The 18,623-nt window shown below is 67.7% G+C and carries 12 protein-coding genes and 2 pseudogenes; 12 read left to right on the top strand and 2 right to left on the bottom strand.

Going from position 1 to position 18,623, the window contains the following annotated elements; genetic code table 11:
- Positions 1–48: 48 nt before the first annotated feature.
- On the top strand, positions 49–678 hold the full coding sequence (locus A6302_RS14640; protein ID WP_069307665.1) for a DUF1003 domain-containing protein: 630 nt from the start codon (positions 49–51) through the stop codon (positions 676–678).
- A gap of 13 nt (positions 679–691) precedes the next feature.
- Here A6302_RS14640 and ypfJ read toward each other — a convergent pair.
- Positions 692–1,644, bottom strand: a pseudogene (gene ypfJ / locus A6302_RS14635) (KPN_02809 family neutral zinc metallopeptidase).
- A gap of 207 nt (positions 1,645–1,851) precedes the next feature.
- Between ypfJ and carB the strand changes: the two are divergent.
- The 8 genes and pseudogenes from carB to A6302_RS14590 all read left to right on the top strand — a co-directional run bounded on the left by carB (position 1,852) and on the right by A6302_RS14590 (position 12,830).
- Complete coding sequence (gene carB, locus A6302_RS14630; RefSeq protein ID WP_069307664.1) at positions 1,852–5,106, top strand: carbamoyl-phosphate synthase large subunit; 3,255 nt, start codon at positions 1,852–1,854, stop codon at positions 5,104–5,106.
- Between the two features lie 452 nt (positions 5,107–5,558).
- Positions 5,559–6,032 carry a transcription elongation factor GreA gene (gene greA / locus A6302_RS14625; RefSeq protein WP_069307663.1) on the top strand — a complete coding sequence of 158 codons (474 nt, stop codon included), beginning with the start codon at positions 5,559–5,561 and terminating at the stop codon, positions 6,030–6,032.
- A 436-nt stretch (positions 6,033–6,468) separates the two neighbouring features.
- Positions 6,469–7,272, top strand: a complete 804-nt coding sequence (locus tag A6302_RS14620) for a glycosyltransferase family 2 protein (RefSeq protein WP_069307662.1) — start codon at positions 6,469–6,471, stop codon at positions 7,270–7,272.
- Between the two features lie 132 nt (positions 7,273–7,404).
- Positions 7,405–8,385, top strand: a complete 981-nt coding sequence (locus A6302_RS14615) for a glycosyltransferase family 4 protein (RefSeq protein WP_069307661.1) — start codon at positions 7,405–7,407, stop codon at positions 8,383–8,385.
- 112 nt (positions 8,386–8,497) lie between these two features.
- Entirely contained in the window at positions 8,498–9,664 is a 1,167-nt protein-coding gene (locus A6302_RS14610) for a glycosyltransferase family 4 protein (RefSeq protein ID WP_069307660.1), read from the top strand.
- Positions 9,657–10,660 (top strand): annotated as a pseudogene (locus A6302_RS26225) (mitochondrial fission ELM1 family protein). Before A6302_RS14610 ends, A6302_RS26225 begins: the two are co-directional and overlap by 8 nt.
- Before the next feature lie 71 nt (positions 10,661–10,731).
- The gene (trxB, locus tag A6302_RS14595; RefSeq protein WP_069307657.1) at positions 10,732–11,697 is read left to right on the top strand and encodes a thioredoxin-disulfide reductase; all 966 of its coding nucleotides are present in this window, start codon (positions 10,732–10,734) and stop codon (positions 11,695–11,697) included.
- Positions 11,698–11,939: 242 nt separating this feature from the next.
- Positions 11,940–12,830: a LysR family transcriptional regulator gene (locus tag A6302_RS14590; protein WP_069307656.1), complete on the top strand. Its 891-nt coding sequence runs from the start codon at positions 11,940–11,942 to the stop codon at positions 12,828–12,830.
- Between the two features lie 127 nt (positions 12,831–12,957).
- Here the strand turns inward: A6302_RS14590 and carA are convergent, their stop codons facing one another.
- On the bottom strand, positions 12,958–14,166 hold the full coding sequence (carA, locus tag A6302_RS14585) for a glutamine-hydrolyzing carbamoyl-phosphate synthase small subunit (RefSeq protein WP_069307655.1): 1,209 nt from the start codon (positions 14,164–14,166) through the stop codon (positions 12,958–12,960).
- Between the two features lie 407 nt (positions 14,167–14,573).
- On the opposite strand from carA, the gene A6302_RS14580 reads away from it, so the two are divergent.
- From A6302_RS14580 to A6302_RS14570, 3 genes are all read left to right on the top strand, one after another.
- Positions 14,574–15,029, top strand: coding sequence for a GatB/YqeY domain-containing protein (locus A6302_RS14580; RefSeq protein WP_069307654.1), 456 nt, complete (start codon positions 14,574–14,576; stop codon positions 15,027–15,029).
- Positions 15,030–15,079: 50 nt separating this feature from the next.
- Positions 15,080–17,029, top strand: a complete 1,950-nt coding sequence (gene dnaG, locus A6302_RS14575; protein WP_069307653.1) for a DNA primase — start codon at positions 15,080–15,082, stop codon at positions 17,027–17,029.
- A 416-nt stretch (positions 17,030–17,445) separates the two neighbouring features.
- Positions 17,446–18,623, top strand: a 1,178-nt coding sequence (locus tag A6302_RS14570) for an RNA polymerase sigma factor region1.1 domain-containing protein (protein WP_280939250.1), incomplete at its 3' end; no start/stop codon positions are given.

The raw sequence follows: 18,623 nt of genomic DNA, 5'->3' as shown, positions 1-18,623 counted from the left end.
CAGGATGATCAGGTTCCTGCGAGCCCGGATCGTGCGGTTTCCGACGACATGGTGCCGCTCGACAGGCTCCGGCCTGCGATCTCGGCCATGATCCTCCGAGATCATCCGGATCTCGCCGCCGACGCTCTAATCCGGCGAACCGAGGCCAACCGGTATCGAATTGCCTATGTGGAGGAACTGATCCGCTCGGAGCGTGGTGAACTGTCCGATCTCGAAAGGCAGGTGACGCGCAGCCTCGTCGAAGGCGAACTCGTCTCGAGAAACGTCGAGGCAGAGGCGGATGCCCGCCGCAGCTTCGGCGAGCGGGTCTCCGACGGTCTTGCCGCATTCGGCGGAAGCTGGCGATTTCTCGGGGCCTTTGCCGGCTTCCTCGCGATCTGGATTCTTTTCAATGCCGCGCTGTCCGGCTCCGGGGGGTTCGATCCCTATCCCTTCATCCTGCTCAATTTGCTGCTGTCCTGCCTTGCGGCCATTCAGGCGCCCGTCATCATGATGAGCCAGCGACGCCAGGAGGAGAAGGACCGGCTGCGCTCGCTCAACGACTACCGGATCAATCTCAAGGCGGAACTTGAGATCAGACATCTCCACGAGAAGATCGACCACTTGATCTCGAAACAGTGGGAGCGGCTTGCGGAAATCCAGCGCCTGCAGATCGAGATGATGCAGGAAGGGCGCTGAATATCCGCCTCGTTCAGAGCGTATCGGCCCCGAACGTGTCGCAGGCGTCCATGCGGCCCGTGCGATAGCCGGCGTCGAACAGCGTTTGCGCTGGGCGCTGGTGCCGTGGTTGAAGCTCTCGGGGACGACGTAGCCCTGCGTCCGCTTCTGGATGGCGTCGTCGCCGATCTGGGTCGCGGCGTTCAGGGCCTCCTCGATGTCGCCGGTCTCCAGCAGGTTCTTGGCCTCGGCATCGTTGGCCCAGACCCCGGCGAAGCAGTCGGCCTGAAGCTCGACCCGCACCGACAGGGCGTTGGCCTGGGCGGTCGACAGCGTTTGGCGCCGGCGGTTGAACTCCGGCAGGACGCCGATCAGGTTCTGCACGTGATGGCCGACCTCGTGGGCGATGACATAGGCCTGCGCGAAGTCGCCGGGGGCGGCGAAGCGCTTGCGGAGCTCTTCGTAGAAGGCGAGGTCGATGTAGACCTTGCGATCACCCGGGCAATAGAACGGGCCGCTCGCCGCGCTCGCATAGCCGCAGGCCGACGAGACGCTGCCGGTGAAGAGGTGCAGGGTCGGCTCCGGGTAATCCTCCCCGGCGGCGGCAAAGATCTCGTTCCAGGTGTCCTCGGTCTCGGCGAGGACGACGGACACGAAGTCCTTCATCTCGTCGTCGGCCGCGCTCATCTGGCGCCCGCTCTCGTCGACGGCGGTGGGGCGCTGCGTGGTCGGGCTGTCGCCCATCATGCCGCCGAGATCGCCGGTGAGCAGCGTCAGCGGGTTGATGCCGAGGACCATCAGCACGATGCCGATGATGATCAGGCTGCCGATGCCAAGACCGCCGGACCGGCCGCCGGGCATGCGCCCGCCGCCGCGGCCGAAGGGATTGAGGCCGCCCCCGCCAAGTCCGCCGCCTCTGAAGCCGCCGCCCCCTGATCTGCGCGAATCCTCGACATTGCTGCTCTGCCTGCGTCCGCGCCAGCGCATGTGGTCTTCTCCCTGTTGCAGCAGCCGCGGGACATGCCTCGGCCGCGCGCCCGCCCACAAGTGGGGAGAGCGTACCGCCGAGGGTTCCAGAGCCAGAGCTTTTCGACTATAAGCCCCGCCAGCCCGACTGCTTCAAGAAGAAACGCTCGCCGCGATCCGCGCGTTCCGCGCGCGATGACTCTCGGCCGCGCGACATTGCGAGACCCGATGCCGAAACGCTCCGACATCCGTTCCATCCTCATCATCGGCGCCGGCCCGATCGTCATCGGACAGGCCTGCGAGTTCGACTATTCCGGAACGCAGGCGTGCAAGGCGCTGCGCGCGGAGGGCTACCGGATCATTCTCGTCAACTCCAATCCGGCGACGATCATGACCGATCCGGATCTGGCGGACGCGACCTACATCGAGCCGATCACGCCCGAAGTGGTGGCCCGGATCATCGAGAAGGAGCGGCCCGACGCGCTGCTGCCGACCATGGGTGGCCAGACCGCGCTCAACTGCGCCCTGTCGCTGCGCAGGATGGGCGTCCTGGAGAAGTTCGGCGTCGAGATGATCGGCGCCACCGCCGAGGCGATCGACAAGGCCGAGGACCGGGAGCTGTTCCGCGACGCGATGACCAAGATCGGGCTGGAGACGCCGAAATCGCGGCTCGCCCACTCGCTGCTCGAAGCGCTGCCCGCCCTCGACGAGATCGGCCTGCCGGCGATCATCCGGCCGTCCTTCACCATGGGCGGCACCGGCGGCGGCATCGCCTACACCCGCGAGGAGTTCATCGAGATCGTCGAGCGCGGCGTCGACGCCTCGCCGACCAACGAGGTGCTGATCGAGGAATCGGTGCTCGGCTGGAAGGAATACGAGATGGAGGTCGTCCGGGACCGGGACGACAACTGCATCATCGTCTGCTCGATCGAGAACATCGACCCGATGGGCATCCACACCGGCGATTCGATCACGGTGGCGCCGGCGCTGACGCTGACCGACAAGGAATACCAGATCATGCGCGACGCCAGCCTCGCGGTGCTCCGCGAGATCGGCGTCGAGACCGGCGGCTCGAACGTGCAGTTCGCCGTCGATCCGGCCACCGGGCGGATGATCGTCATCGAGATGAACCCGCGCGTGTCGCGCTCCTCGGCGCTGGCCTCCAAGGCGACGGGCTTCCCGATCGCCAAGGTCGCGGCCAAGCTTGCCGTCGGCTACACGCTCGACGAACTGGAGAACGACATCACCGGCGGCGCGACGCCGGCGGCCTTCGAGCCGACCATCGACTACGTCGTCACCAAGATCCCGCGCTTTGCGTTCGAGAAGTTCCCCGGCGCCGAACCGCTGCTGACCACCGCGATGAAGTCGGTAGGCGAGGTGATGGCGATCGGCCGGTCCTTCCCGGAAAGCCTGCAGAAGGCGCTGCGCGGCCTCGAGACCGGGCTTTCCGGGCTCGACGAGATCAGGATCGCCGGCCTCGGGGAAGGGGACGACAAGAACGCGATCCGCGCCGCCCTGGCCCGCCCGACGCCGGACCGGCTGCTGGTGTGCGCCGAGGCGATGCGCCACGGCTTCACGGTCGAGCAGATCCACGACGCCTGCAAGATCGACCCGTGGTTCCTCGACCATCTGAAGGCGATCGTCGACACCGAGGAGAAGGTCCGCAGCCACGGCCTGCCGTCCACCGCCGGCCAGTTCCGGCGCCTCAAGGGCATGGGCTTCTCCGATGCCCGGCTGGCAAAGCTCGCCGGCCTCACGGAAGCCGAGGTCTCGGCCCTGCGCGCCGATCTCGACGTGCATCCGGTCTACAAGCGCATCGACACCTGCGCGGCCGAGTTCGCCTCGCCGACGGCCTACATGTATTCGAGCTACGAGGTGCCCTTCGCCGGCATTCTCGCCGACGAGGCGCAGACCTCGGACCGCGACAAGGTGGTGATCCTCGGCGGTGGTCCGAACCGGATCGGCCAGGGCATCGAGTTCGACTATTGCTGCTGTCATGCCGCCTTCGCGCTGAAGGATGCCGGCTATGAAGCGATCATGGTCAACTGCAACCCGGAGACGGTGTCGACCGACTACGACACCTCCGACCGGCTCTACTTCGAACCGCTGACCGCCGAGGACGTGCTCGAGATCCTCAAGCGCGAGCAGCAGACCGGCCGTCTCCACGGCGTGATCGTGCAGTTCGGCGGCCAGACGCCGCTGAAGCTCGCCGACGCGCTGCAGAAGGCCGGCATCCCGATCCTCGGCACCTCGCCGGACGCGATCGACCTCGCCGAGGACCGCGACCGCTTCCAGAAGCTGCTGGTGGAACTCGGGCTGAAGCAGCCCAACAACGGCATCGCCAAGTCCGGCGCCGAGGCCCGCGCCATCGCCGAACGCATCGGCTATCCGGTGGTGATCCGTCCGTCCTACGTGCTCGGCGGCCGGGCGATGGAGATCGTCCACGACACCGCGCAGCTCGAACGCTACATCACCGAGGCGGTGGTGGTGTCGGGCACCTCGCCGGTGCTGATCGACGGCTATCTCGCCGACGCGATCGAGGTCGACGTCGACGCGCTCTGTGACGGCAAGGACGTGTTCGTCTGCGGCATCATGGAGCATATCGAGGAGGCCGGCATCCATTCGGGCGACAGCGCCTGCTCGCTCCCGCCCTATTCGCTGACGCCGGAAACGATCGCCGAGCTGAAGCGGCAGACGACCATGATGGCGCTGGCGCTCGAGGTCGGCGGCCTCATGAACGTGCAGTTCGCGATCAAGGACGGCGACATCTACGTGCTCGAGGTCAACCCGCGCGCCTCGCGCACGGTGCCCTTCGTCGCCAAGACCATCGGCATTCCGGTGGCCAAGATCGCGGCGCGGATCATGGCCGGCGAAAGCCTTGCCAGCTTCGCGCTGGTCGAGCGGCCGCTGAAGCATGTGGCGGTGAAGGAGGCGGTGTTCCCCTTCGCCCGCTTCCCCGGCGTCGATACGGTGCTCGGTCCGGAAATGCGCTCGACCGGCGAGGTCATGGGCCTCAACGGCGATTTCGCCGTCGCCTTCGCCAAGTCGCAGCTCGGCGCGGGCAACCGGGTGCCGACCGAGGGCGCGGTGTTCGTCTCGGTGAAGGACGCCGACAAGCCGCGGATCCTCGACGCCATGCGCCGGCTGGAGGCGATCGGCTTCCAGATCCTCGCCACCTCGGGCACCCAGCGCTGGCTGGCCGAGCACGGGGTCGCCTGCACCAAGGTCAACAAGGTGCTGGAAGGCCGGCCGCATATCGTCGACGCGATCAAGAACGGCGGCGTGCAGCTGGTCTTCAACACCACCGAGGGCGCGCAGGCGCTGGCGGACAGCCGGTCGCTGCGCCGGGCGGCGCTCTTGCACAAGGTGCCCTACTACACGACGCTGGCCGGTTCGCTGGCGGCGGCACGGGGCGTGGAGGCCTGGGTTTCCGGTGAGGCCGGCGTCCGGTCGCTGCAGGAATATTTCCTCGACGCCGGCTGATATTGAAATTCTCGCCGCCTTCGGTTTTGATGGAGCCAGGCGGCCGGGAGTGCCGCGGCGCCGCATCGCTGCGGCCATGCGAAATCGAAGATGTGGAGGGCGCCGGCGCGGCGCGACTTGAACCCGCGCCGACCAGCCATCAAGTCAGGCTGCAGGCGGGCGAGGGAGCGGAGTTCCCTTGCCCCATGTGGCATGATCATGTCGATGTCCGGCGGACCGCTGTGGCGCCGGTGACATGATCTTTTCCGACGGAGACCCGGGGGAACGAAATCGGTGATTCGCCGGTTCGTCCTGCCGGAGACGGCGGATCGACGCGAGGGTCATGGATGGCCGGTCGGGAGGGGAGACGCCTCTTCCGCGGCCAAGATCCGGATGCTCGACACCTGTGTATTTGCGTGCCCGGCGCCACTGGCGCCGGGCGCTCTGCTTTTTTGTGAAAGGCTTGAAGACCCATGGAAAAGGTTCCGATGACCGCGAGCGGCCACGCCGCGCTCGAAACGGAATTGCAGCGCCGCAAGTCCGAGGATCGTCCGCGCATCATCCAGATGATCGCGGAAGCGCGTGCGCATGGCGACCTTTCGGAAAACGCGGAGTATCACGCCGCCAAGGAGCAGCAGAGCCTCAACGAGGGCCGCGTCTCTGAGATCGAGGACCTGCTCTCGCGGGCCGAGATCATCGACGTCTCCAAGCTGAGCGGCAGCACGATCAAGTTCGGCGCGAAGGTGACGCTGGTCGACGAGGATACGGAAGAAGAGAAGACCTATCAGATCGTCGGCGACGTCGAAGCCGATGTGAAGCTCGGCCGCATCTCGATCTCCTCGCCGATCTCGCGCGCCCTGATCGGCAAGGCGGTCGGCGACACGGTCGAGGTGGCCGCCCCCGGCGGCGCGCGCTCCTACGAGATCCTGAAGGTCGTCTACGGCTGATCTGTCGCTGATCGAGGCCGGGACATGTCCCGGCCGCGCAGGCCTTTCGCCAGACGCTTCACCCGTCCGGCGTCCGTCCTCCTCCGATCAGGCCGAACCGAGGAAGCGGCCGAGCTGCTTGACGCGCTTGCGCAGCGAGCGGACGAGCCGCTGCAACAGCGTCATTGCCTTTTTCGGCTGTGGCGCGGACGAAGGCCGATCATGCTGATGTCGGGGCGCGCATTGAGAAGGACGTCGGCCGCAACAGGTCGAACCGGCCACAACCGGTGATGACGACGGTGTAGGGCAGAATGGGGGGTACGGGAGAACTCATGGCGGGTGCTCTTGACTTTTCGCCCCGGCAGACGATGGTCGCAGCCGGCTGCGCAAGGCGGCGGGCAGGGTCTGCCGGCGTGGCGGGTCGCCGGTTTCTTATCTCAGCTGCCCGGGTTCGTCCATGAAGCAAGCCGATGGCCACGAGGCCCGCCAGAAACTCTCCTGCTACATCCGGACCCTCAACGAGGAGCGGATGATCGGCCGCGTGATCGCCGCCGCGCAGCAGGCGGCTGACGAGGTGCTGATCGTCGACAGCGGCTCCACCGACCGCACGATCGAGATCGCCGAGGCGGCGGGCGCCCGCGTGCTGCGCCAGCCGTGGCTCGGCAACGGCGCACAGAAGCGGGCCGGCGAGGAGGCAGCCAGCCACGACATCCTGCTCGACCTTGACGCCGACGAGATCGTCTCGCCCGAACTTGCCCGGGAGATCCGGGCGCTGATGGCGTCCGACAGGATGGCTGCCGTCCATGACCTGAAGCTCGTGACCGTGGATCCGACTGGCCGCGCCTGGACGAAGAGCGCGGTGGCCTTCCGCCGCAAGCTCTACGACCGCCGCGTCATCCGCATGCCGGATCACAAGGCCTGGGATCAGCTGGAGATTCCCAAGGGTCTCACCGTCGGCCGGCTGCAGGGCACGCTGTTTCACCATTCCTTCCGCGATCTGGAGCAGTTTGCGGCCAAGCTCAACCGCGTGAGCACGGTGCGGGCCCGTGAGGTCGGGCGCAGCTCGAAGACGAGCGCGGCGCTGCGCGTCGTGTTCGCCCTGCCGGTCTATTTCCTCAAGCATTTCCTCCAGCGCGGCCTTTGGCGCCTCGGGGTCTACGGCGTGGCCATCTCCGGCCTCTCCGCCTATGGACGCTGGCTGCGCGACGTGAAGGTCTACGAGGCCATGTTGATCGCGGAGCGGAGCCGGGAGACCCGATGAGTCGGACGCCCGCCGGAGAAGGGGCGCGGACCGCCCTCGTCGTCACCCAGTGCTTCCCGCCGGACACAGGCGGCATCGAGAATCTGATGGGCGGCCTCGCGGAGGCGCTGTCCCGCCAGCACGACGGTCGAGGTGTTCGCGGACGGCGTGCCGGATGCGGGCGACTCCGCCCGATCCTATCCCGTCCACCGGATCTCGGGCTTCAAGCCGCTGCGCCGCTGGCTGAAGGCGCGGGCCGTTGCCCGACGTCTCTCGCGCGGCGATGTCGACGTGATCTTCTGCGACAGCTGGAAGAGCCTCGAACGCCTGCGACCCGGCGCCGTTCCGGTCGCATGTCTTGCTCATGGCACGGAGTTTCCCCCTGCGCCATCCTCGCGAAAGAGCCGACGGATCAAGCGATCGCTTTTCAAGGCAGGCCGCGTGCTGGCAAGTTCGCACTTCACGGCCGGCCTCCTCGAACCTTACGTCGCGAAGGAGCGGATCACGGTTGTCACGCCTCCGATCGATCCCCAGCCGATTCCCTCCGTCCACGCGATCGACGGCTTGCGTCAACGGATCGGGGAAGGGGAGGTGATCGCCACCCTCTGCCGCCTTGAGCCGCGCAAAGGGGTGGACCGCCTGATCTCGGCCCTGCCGGCCTTGCTTGCGACATATCCGGCCCTGAAGCTTGCTGTTGGCGGAAGTGGGGCCGATCGGACTCGCCTCAAGACCCTCGCGGGCACTCTTGGTGTCGCCGACAGCGTGGCGTTTCTCGGCCGTCTGTCGGACGACGAAAAATCGGCGCTGTTCCAGGAGGCCACGATCTTCGCCATGCCCTCGCGGCGCGAAGGCGCCTCCGTGGAGGGCTTCGGCATCGTCTACATGGAAGCCGCCTGGTTCGGCACGCCCTCGCTGGCCGGCCTCGACGGCGGGGCGGGCGACGCGGTGCAGGACGGGGTCACGGGCAGGCTGTGCGACGGGGCGGACCAGGCCAGCGTCACCGCGGCGCTCCTGTCCATGCTCGGGAATCCGGAGAGGCTGGCGCAGATGGGCGAGGCGGCCCGCCGTCGCGCATCCGGCGAAATCTGGGATAGGAAGGTGGCGGACTATCTTGGCGGCATTGTCGGTGGATGACGGCGGGGCGCGTGCCTGCGATCCCTGCGGCATTCCGGTCCGGATCGGCGCTCCGTCTCCATGTTCCGTGTTGCCCTGTTCATGAGGCCCCGATGTCGAGGGATCCGATCCGTTGAGCGCGCCCGTCCTCCTTCAGCTCCTGCCCGCCCTCGGTGACGGCGGCGTCGAGAAGAGTGCGGTCGAGATGGCCGGGTTTCTGGTCGCCAAGGGGTGGACCAGCCTCGTCGCCAGCGGCGGCGGCGATCTCGTTCCGGCGGTCGTGGCGGCGGGTGCGCGGCATGTGGCGCTGCCGGTCGGCGCCAAGTCGCCCTTCGCGATCCTCGCCAATGCCCGGCGGATCGCGGCCCTGATCGACCGCGAGGGCGTGGACGTGGTCCATGCCCGATCAAGGGCGCCGGCCTGGGCCGGCTGGCTCGCGGCCCGGCATCTTTCGCGCCGCAAGCCGGCGTTTCTCACCACGTTCCACGGGCTGTACGGCCACGGCAACGCATTGAAGCGCAGTTACAATGCGGTGATGCTGAAGGGGGCGGTGACGATCGCCAACTCCCGCCACATCGCCGATCACATCGTCGCGGTCTATGGCTACCCGCGCGCGCGGATCGTGATTGCCCCGCGCGGCGTCGACATCGCGGCCTTCGACCCGGCCGCGCTGCCGGCGGGAACGCGCGAGGTGGTGCGCACCGAGCTCGGCGTTCCGCCCGACGCCGCGCTGCTGCTCATGGTCGGCCGGCTGACGCGCTGGAAGGGCCATGAGAGCCTGATCCGGGCGCTGGCCCGCGTCGACCGCCCGTTCGTCTGCGCCCTTGCCGGCGAAGGCGGGGACGACGGCTATCGCGCCGAGCTGCAGCAGCTTGCCGCCGCCGAAGGGGTGGCGGACAGCCTGCGTTTCCTCGGCAGCCGGCGTGACATTGCCGCCCTCGATGCGGCCGCCGATCTCGCCTTCTCCTGCTCCATCCGGCCGGAGGCATTCGGACGTGTTGCGATCGAGGCGATGGCGATGGGCACGCCGGTGATCGCCACTGCCCATGGCGGCAGTCTCGAGACCGTGGGGGACGGCGAGACCGGCTGGCTGGTTCCGCCCGGCGACGTGGCGGCGATCACTGCCGCCGTCGAGGCCACGCTCGGCGATCCGGTGCGGGCGGCGGCGATGGGGCAGGCGGGGCGGCAGCGCGTGCTGGCGGGGTTCACGACACGGGCGACCTGCGAGAGGGAATTCGAGGCGATTTCGCGTGCGCTGGCGATCCATCGCGGCGACACGAGGCCGGTCTCCCATGGCTGAGACGAGCGCGCTGCCAGGCGATCCGGCGCAGCGTCCCCGGGCCATCGTGATCTCGACCGGCAAGCGCGGCCACGACATCAAGGGCATCGGCGTCGCCGAGCATCTCGGGCTTGAACCCGAGGTCCGCACCGTCCGGCTGTCGCCGCCATGGTCGTGGATCGCGCCGCGCGGCCGTCCGCCGCTGCCCCCCGGCCTGCAGGGGCCGCCGTGGCCGGATCTCGTCTTTGCTTCGGGCAGGCGGACCATCCCGCTGGCGCGCGCGCTGAAGCGGCAGCTCGGATCGTCGGTCTTCGTGACGATCTTCGACGATCCGGGTCCGTCGCCGGACGAATTCGATCTCGTCTGGACCAGCCTTCACGACGATGTGGCCGGCGACACGATCCTGCGCACCCTGACCGCGCCGCACCGGCTCACCGCGCACGGGCTTGCGACGGAGGGCGCCGCGCTGGCGGCGCGTCTCGGGCTCGATCCGGGCGACGCGCCGATCCTCGGCGTGGTGCTCGGCGGGCCCTCGAAGGTCTATCGCTTCGGCGAAGCGAGGGGGCACGGCTTGCCGCGCAGCTTGCCGGCCTGCAGCGCGAGAGCGGGGCCCGCATTCTCGTGGCCGGGTCGCGCCGCACACCGGCGGACGTGATGGCGCGCCTGTCGGCGGTGCTCGATCCGGCGCGCAGTGCGGTGTTCGAAGCAGGCAGCGACGCCCCCTATCACGGGGTGCTCGGGCTGGCGAGCCACCTTCTCGTCAGCTGCGACAGCGCCAACATGATCGGCGAGGCGGCCTTCACCGGCCGGCCGGTGTTCGCCCTGCCGCTGCCGGGTGGCTCGGCCAAGTTCGCGCGCTTTCATCTGGGGATGACCGGCAGCGGCGCCCTGCGCTGGTTCGAGGGCCGGCTTGCCGACTGGACCTATGCCCCGATAAACTCCACGCCGACGATCGCGGACGAGATCCTGCGGCGGCTGCCGCCGGATCTCCGGCAGCGCATGCCCGCTCCCCGCTGAGCGCAGGGTTTTCAACGGTCGCGGAAACGACCATATACCCGCCCGGTAACGAGGCGGTCGAGAGAGGCTCCATGGCACATCATCACAGCAGGGTCCTGATCCTTGGCTCCGGGCCGGCAGGCTACACCGCGGCGATCTACGCCGCCCGCGCGATGATGGAGCCGATGCTCGTCGCCGGGCTCCAGCCGGGCGGCCAGCTGACCATCACCACCGACGTCGAGAACTATCCGGGCTTTGCCGATGTCGTGCAGGGGCCGTGGCTGATGGAGCAGATGCGCGCCCAGGCCGAGCATGTCGGCACGCGCATGGTGTCGGACATGATCGTGTCGGCGGACCTGTCGCGCCGGCCGTTCCGCCTCGTCGGCGACAGCGGCGATACCTACACCTGCGATGCGCTGATCATCGCGACGGGGGCGCAGGCCCGCTGGCTCGGCCTGCCGTCCGAGCAGAAGTTCCAGGGCTTTGGCGTTTCCGCCTGCGCGACCTGCGACGGCTTCTTCTACAAGAACAAGCACGTGATCGTGGTCGGCGGCGGCAACACCGCGGTCGAGGAGGCGCTGTATCTCACCCATCACGCCGACAAGGTCACGGTCGTCCATCGCCGCGAGGAGTTCCGGGCCGAGCGCATCCTGCAGGAGCGCCTGTTCCGGCATCCGAAGATCGAGGTCGTGTGGAATTCGGTCATCGACGAGGTGCTCGGCAAGGATGGCTTTCCGCCGTCGGTCACCGGCGCGCGCCTCAGGAACATCATCACCGGCGAGACCACGGACATGGAGATCGACGGCATCTTCGTCGCGATCGGTCATGCGCCGGCCTCGGGCCTCTTCGCCGACCAGCTCCGGCTCAAGGCGGGCGGCTACATCTGGACCGCGCCGGATTCGACGCAGACCAGCGTCGAGGGCGTGTTCGCGGCCGGCGACGTCACCGACGACGTGTTCCGCCAGGCGGTGACCGCCGCGGGCATGGGCTGCATGGCCGCGCTCGAATCCGAGCGCTATCTGTCGGCGATCGTCCAGACGGCCGCTGCGGCCGAATGAAGGGCGCCGGCTTCGGCCGGCGGCCTTGTCCCACGAAGTTTGTCGCCGTGCCGGCCGGGAATCTCTTGCTTTTCTCTGCCGGCGAGCCATGTGATCTTTGCTTCGACTGCCATGATGAGACCATCATGAGCTTCTAGCGAAGTCGAAGGGCGGATGCGCGGACGGGTGCGCCGCCCGCATTGGGCAGGGCACGGCCGGAACAGCCACGGGAACGGCGGCCGGCGGTGTGTCGGGAGGATCTGATGGATTGGGACAAGCTGCGCATTTTCCACGCCGCCGCGCGGGCGGGGAGCTTCACGCATGCGGGCGATGTCCTGAACATGAGCCAGTCGGCGGTGAGCCGGCAGGTGAGCGCGCTGGAGCAGGACCTCAGCGTCCCGCTGTTCCACCGCCACGCGCGCGGCCTGATCCTGACCGAGCAGGGTGAGCTTCTCTACCGCACCACCCACGAGGTGATGATGAAGCTCGAGGAGGTGCAGAGCCGCCTCACCGATTCGCGCGAGCGCCCCTCCGGCAGCCTGCGGGTCACCACCACGGTTGGTCTCGGCTCGACCTGGCTGACCGCCCGCGTCCACGAATTCATCGACCTCTATCCGGAGGTCCAGCTCCAGCTGATCCTCGACGACGACGAACTCGATCTGGCGATGCGTCAGGCCGACGTCGCGATCCGCCTGCGCCAGCCGGTGCAGCCGGACCTCGTCCAGCGCAAGCTGTTCACCGTGCATTTCCATCTCTACGCCTCGCCGGCCTATGTGAAGCGCTTCGGCAGCCCGCACACGATCGACGAGCTCGACAGCCACCGGATCGTTACCTTCGGCGTGGCGGCGCCGGCCTATCTGCGCGACATGAACTGGCTGGAGACGGCCGGCCGGCCCTACGAGAACCCGCGCATTCCCGTGCTGCGGGTCAACAACGTCGTGGCGATCAAGCGCGCGGTCCAGCGCGGCATCGGCATCGCGCTTCTGCCGGACTATCTGATCGAGCCGGATTCGGGACTGACGCAGCTCATCCCCGAGGTCGACCTGCCGTCCTACGACACCTATTTCGTCTACCCGGACGAACTGCGGAACTCCGCCCGCGTCCACGTCTTCCGCGATTTCCTCGTCAACAAGGCCCAGCGCTGGGCCTATTGAGAGCGCAGGACACGGCAGCGTCAGCCGAGACGACAGATCGACCCTCATGAAAAAGCCCCGGCGGATCGCTCCGCCGGGGCTTTTCATGAGGGTGATGGCTTGGAGTTCGGCGGAGGCCGCCGACCCGTCAGCGTTCGGCGACCGCCGGCTCGCCCTTGCGCTCGCGGATGAGGTTCACGAAGCGGGTGAACAGGTAGTGGCTGTCACGCGGGCCGGGCGAGGCTTCCGGGTGATACTGCACCGAGAACACCGGCTGGTCCTTCAGCCGCAGGCCGCAGTTCGAGCCGTCGAACAGCGACACGTGGGTCTGCTCGACGGTGTCCGGCAGGCTGGCCGCGTCGACCGCGAAGCCGTGGTTCATCGAGGTGATCTCGACCTTGCCGGTGGTGTGGTCCATCACCGGATGATTCGCGCCGTGGTGACCCTGGTGCATCTTGGCCGTGGTGCCGCCCAGCGCGAGGCCGAGCATCTGGTGGCCGAGGCAGATGCCGAAGGTCGGGATGCCGCGGGCCACGATCTCGCGGATCGCCGGCACGGCATATTCGCCGGTCGCGGCCGGATCGCCCGGACCGTTGGAGAGGAACACGCCGTCCGGCTGGTGGGCGAGGATGTCCTCGGCCGTGGCGGTGGCCGGCAGCACCGTCACGCGGCAACCCTGATCTGCAAGAAGGCGCAGGATGTTGCGCTTGATGCCGTAATCGACGGCCACCACATGATGGACCGGCGCCGTCTGGCGGCCGTAGCCTTCGGTGAGGCTCCAGGTCGTCTCGTCCCAGGTGAAGGTCTGGCCGGTGGTCACGTCGATCGCAAGATCGAGGCCTTCGAGGCCGCTCCAGGCTGCCGCCTGCGCCTTCAGCGCCGGAATGTCGAAGCGGCCGTCCGGATCATGGGCGATCACGGCGTTGGGCATGCCCTTCTCGCGGATGAGCGCGGTGAGCGCCCGCGTGTCGATGCCGGAGATGCCGATGACGCCGCGTGCGGCGAGCCAGGCGTCGAAGCGCCGCGAGGCGCGGTAGTTCGACGGATCGGTGACGTCGGCCTTCAGGACGCAGCCGCGCACGCCCGAGGCGCCGGCCATGTTGACCGTCTCGATGTCCTCGTCGTTGACGCCGACATTGCCGATGTGCGGGAAGGTGAAGGTGATGATCTGGCCGGCGTAGGAGGGATCCGTGAGGATCTCCTGATAGCCGGTCATCGCCGTGTTGAAGCAGACTTCGCCGACCGCAATGCCGCGCGCGCCAAGTCCGAAGCCTTCGATCACGGTGCCGTCGGCAAGCACCAGAAGGGCGGTCGGGGTCGGTTCGGCCCAGGGATGGCCGTCGGCGGATTGGGTCATTCGCTTCGTGTCCGTTGCCGTGCGCCAGCGGCTGCCGGGAAATGGCGCGCTTCTAGATCGTGATGCGGAGAGACGGGGAATGCCGTCGTGACGCCGCGGTCTCGCAGTCGGCCGTGGCAGCCCCCACGAGAATGCGCGTCTCGAGGGAGCTTTCTGAAGATCCATGCGAAAATTCAGGGCTCACCGGCCGTGCAAACTCGGATAATGTCGTCGGCGCTGGCTTTGGGCATGCTGCCGGGCGCCGGCTGGCACCCGCGACGGCGCGACATTATGCGAAAGGGGCATCGCAGTCAATGGCCGGAATACGATGGAAAAATCATTGAAATCAACGGTTTACTCGTCTATCCCCCGTTGTCTTGCAGGCCGGGGCGGCCAGGATGCCGCGCCGGTCGCAGAAGGAGTGATCCATGCGTAATGCCATCGACGAGGCGCTGAAACAGTCCCTCAAGGCACAGAACAAGCGTCGCGTCTCGACCCTGCGGCTGATCAACGCCGCGATCCAGGATCGCGACATCGCCGCGCGCGGCACGGGGCGCAGCAACGTCAGCGATGACGATGTGATGCAGATCCTCGCCAAGATGATCAAGCAGCGCGAGGAGTCCGCCCGGATGTACGAGGAGGGCGGCCGGCTCGAGCTTGCCGAGCAGGAGCGCGAGGAAAGCGAGATCATCCGCGAGTTCCTGCCCAAGCAGGTCTCGGAAGACGAGATGAAGTCGATCTGCAAGGGCGTGGTCACCGAGACGGGGGCCCACGGCCTGCGCGACGTCGGGCGCTGCATGAGCACGCTCAAGGAGCGCTACCCGGGCAAGATGGACTTCGCCAAGGCGAGCGGCGTGGTGAAGACGCTGTTGACGGAAGGCTGAGGCGGGCCGGCCGGCTCGCGTCAGGCCGTGCCTTCCTGTAGGGTCGCCCCATGCGCTTCACTCCCCAGATCCTCGATGACATCCGGACCCGACTGACGATCTCGGAGGTCGTCGGCCGCAAGGTGACCTGGGACAAGCGCAAGTCGCAGCCGGGGCGCGGTGATTTCTGGGCCTGCTGTCCGTTTCATGGCGAGAAGTCACCGTCGTTCCATTGCGACGACCGGCGCGGCATCTACCACTGCTTCGGCTGCGGGGCCTCCGGCGACCACTTCAAGTTCCTGACCGAGACCGAGGGCCTGTCCTTTCCCGAGGCCGTCGAACGGCTGGCGCAGGATGCGGGCGTGACGCTGCCCACCGCCGATCCCGGCCAGGCGAAGCTGGCGGCCGCCCGCAAGGAGCTCGCCGACGTCACCGAGATCGCCGCCAAGTTCTTCCACGCCCGGTTCCGGGCCCCGGAGGGGCGCGAGGCGCGCGACTATGCCAGCCGGCGCGGCCTTGAGCCGACCACGCTGGCGCTGTTTCGCGTCGGCTATGCGCCGGCCGAGCGCGATGCCCTGAAGCGGCATCTCCTTGCCGAGGGCGTCAGCGAGGCGATGGCCGTGGAGGCCGGGCTGCTGATCGAGCCGGAGGGGGGCAGGGCGACCTACGACCGCTTCCGCGGCCGGCTGATGATCCCGATCGCCGACGAGCGCGGCCGCGTCGTCGCCTTCGGCGGCCGCACGCTCGATCCCAAGGGCGAGCCGAAATATCTCAATTCGCCGGAGACGCCGATCTTCCACAAGGGATCGATGCTGTTCAACATCCACCGGGCCCGCGAGAGCGCCCACAAGGCCGGGTCGATCATCGTCACGGAGGGCTATCTCGACGCCATCGCCGTGGCGCAGGCCGGGGTGGAGAATGTGGTGGCCGCGCTTGGCACCGCCTTTACCGAGGATCACATCCACCGCCTGTGGCGGCTGGCGCCCGAGCCGATCATCTGTTTCGACGGCGACCGCGCCGGCGTTGCCGCCGCCCACCGGGCCATGGACCGGATGCTGCCGCTGCTGAAATCCGGCTTCTCCTTCAATTTCTGCTTCCTGCCCGACGGCAAGGACCCCGACGATCTGGTCCGCTCCGGCGGCCGCGAGGCGTTCCTTGCGGAAATCGCGAAGTCCGCGCCGCTGTCGGAGATGCTGTGGCAGCGCGAGGCCGCGGAGGCGCGGATCGACACGCCGGAGCGCAAGGCCGCGCTGGAAGCGCGCATCGACGCGCTGATCGGCCAGATCAAGGACGAGCGGGTGGCGCGCCGCTACCGGCTCGACATGCGGGTCAAGCTGTCGGAGCTGTTCTGGAACCACGACCGCCCCGCGCGGGGCGGGCGGCCGGGCAGCGGCGGCAAGCCGGCGCCGTCGTCGCCGGTCGATCTGCGGCAGGCCGACGACGTCGAACTGGCCAACATCGAGCGGATCCTGCTCGGCCTGTGCATCGAGAATCCCGAGCTCTACGAGCGCCGCATCGACGAGTTTGCCCGCATCGAGCTGCGCGGCGCCTCGCTGGAGGACTTCAAGCGCGAACTCCACCGGATCTCGGTCGATTTCGACGACGTGTCGGTGTCGACCTTCTACGGCGGCGTCGACGAACGCTTCTATTTCGTCCTCAACGAGATCCACGGCGACGAGACGCAACTGGACACCGGCGGACGGATGCCGCGCGGCCACCGCCTGCGCGAGCGCTTTCCGATCCTGAAGTTCCATCCCTCGGCCGTGTTCGTGGAGACCTGCTTCGACGCGATGCTGGAGCGCCTGTCGCTGCGGACGCTGGCCGAGGACATCGAGGCGGAGATTTCCGCGCTCACGGCCGCCGAGGACGCGGAGGCGGCGTTGCGGATCATCGAGCTCACCCGTGAGCGCGGGCGTCGCTGGGAAGAACTCGGCCGGCGCGAGCAGGAACTGGCCGAAGAGGCGAAGATCATCAGGGCCGCGCATGGCAATCGAAGTCCCGCGCAGGTGCTCTGGGGTTGACGCGCGGGGCCGAATGGTGTCAACGCCACCGGTGAATGTCGGTGAAAACCCGGAATTCCGGCTCGGGCGGATCGAATCACCCTTGCGAAAACGTGTCCGGTCGCTAAATACAGCGCTCCGGGGAAATCGATGTGCCTGTGGGCAAGACTGTGTGCGGGCTCACGCCGAGGTCGATCACGTCGGTTGTTCGTCCGCCGGACTGACCTATCTGGATCAGGAGCGGCCTCCGGTCTTCGGCGCGAATGCCGGCCGGGGCGGGTGCCTTCCGGAGCTGCAGGCAAGGGTAACCCCCATGCGGCGTCCGGGCGGGATCACGGTTAAGCGTGATTTAAGAGCCTTCGGCGCATCACTGGGCTCGTATGGCGGTGACGCGCCGCATCCGGCCGGGTCGGCGGCCGGAAACTGGAGAGAAGCGAATGGTGACGAAGGCGACTGAGAAAGAGGAAGCTCCCGAAACTGGCGCGGAGACTCCCGACGGTCCGCTTCTCGATCTCTCCGATGCCGCTGTCAAGCGGATGATCAAGCTTGCCAAGAAGCGCGGCTACGTCACCTACGACGAGCTCAACGAGGTGCTTCCGTCCGAGGAAGTGACGTCCGAGCAGATCGAGGACACGATGGCGATGCTGTCCGACATGGGCATCAATGTCGTCGAATCCGAGGAAGCCGAGGAAGACAGCGCCGACGGCACCCCGGCCTCGGGCGACGAGGAGGGCGAGGTCGCCGAGACGACCGGCACCGCCGTCGCCAAGACCACCGCGCGCGAGCCGGCCGACCGCACCGACGATCCGGTGCGCATGTATCTGCGCGAGATGGGCTCGGTCGAACTTCTGTCCCGCGAGGGCGAGATCGCGATCGCCAAGCGCATCGAGGCTGGCCGCGAGGCGATGATCGCGGGCCTCTGCGAGAGCCCGCTGACCTTCCAGGCCATCATCATCTGGCGGGACGAGCTCAACGAGGGCAAGATCCTCCTGCGCGACATCATCGATCTGGAAGCCACCTATGCCGGCCCGGACGGCAAGGGCGCGCCCGAACTGCCCGTCGGCGAGGAAGAGCCGCGCGAGGAGCCGGTGGTGCCCGAGGCCGAGGGCGACCTCGATGGCGACGAGGACCTCGAGAACAACATCTCGCTCTCGGCGATGGAAGCGGAGCTGAAGCCGAAGGTTCTCGAAACCTTCGACCGCATCGCCGAGGAATACAAGAAGCTGCGCCGTCTGCAGGACCAGCTGGTCGAGAACCGGCTGAAGAACACGACGCTCAGCCCGAGCCAGGAGCGGCGCTACAAGAAGCTGCGCGAGGACATCGAGCTCGACGTCAAGTCGCTCTCGCTGAACACCAACCGCATCGAGAGCCTCGTCGAGCAGCTCTACGACATCAACAAGCGCCTGATCGGCCTCGAGGGCCGGCTGCTGCGCCTTGCCGAGTCCTATTCGGTCAAGCGCGACGATTTCCTGAAGCAGTATCAGGGCGCCGAACTCGATCCGAACTGGATCCGCAAGGTCGCGAGCCTGTCGGGGCGCGGCTGGAAGGACTTCGTCGCATCTGAGAAGGATTCGATCCGCGAACTGCGTCAGGACATCCAGACGCTCGCGACCGA

This window comes from Methylobrevis pamukkalensis, from assembly GCF_001720135.1.
Lineage (GTDB): Bacteria > Pseudomonadota > Alphaproteobacteria > Rhizobiales > Pleomorphomonadaceae > Methylobrevis > Methylobrevis pamukkalensis.
The sequence above is the reverse complement of the archived record's forward strand: the minus strand, read 5'-3'. Positions and strand labels throughout refer to the sequence as shown.

What these genes read in the sequence shown, in the direction of transcription:
- trxB (WP_069307657.1), top strand. Translation starts at nt 10,732, where the DNA reads ATGGCACATCATCACAGCAGGGTCCTGATCCTTGGCTCCGGGCCGGCA.
- A6302_RS14620 (WP_069307662.1), top strand. Translation starts at nt 6,469, where the DNA reads ATGAAGCAAGCCGATGGCCACGAGGCCCGCCAGAAACTCTCCTGCTAC.
- A6302_RS14640 (WP_069307665.1), top strand. Translation starts at nt 49, where the DNA reads ATGGTGCCGCTCGACAGGCTCCGGCCTGCGATCTCGGCCATGATCCTC.
- A6302_RS14590 (WP_069307656.1), top strand. Translation starts at nt 11,940, where the DNA reads ATGGATTGGGACAAGCTGCGCATTTTCCACGCCGCCGCGCGGGCGGGG.
- dnaG (WP_069307653.1), top strand. Translation starts at nt 15,080, where the DNA reads ATGCGCTTCACTCCCCAGATCCTCGATGACATCCGGACCCGACTGACG.
- A6302_RS14580 (WP_069307654.1), top strand. Translation starts at nt 14,574, where the DNA reads ATGCGTAATGCCATCGACGAGGCGCTGAAACAGTCCCTCAAGGCACAG.
- carB (WP_069307664.1), top strand. Translation starts at nt 1,852, where the DNA reads ATGCCGAAACGCTCCGACATCCGTTCCATCCTCATCATCGGCGCCGGC.
- carA (WP_069307655.1), bottom strand. Translation starts at nt 14,166, where the DNA reads ATGACCCAATCCGCCGACGGCCATCCCTGGGCCGAACCGACCCCGACC.
- greA (WP_069307663.1), top strand. Translation starts at nt 5,559, where the DNA reads ATGGAAAAGGTTCCGATGACCGCGAGCGGCCACGCCGCGCTCGAAACG.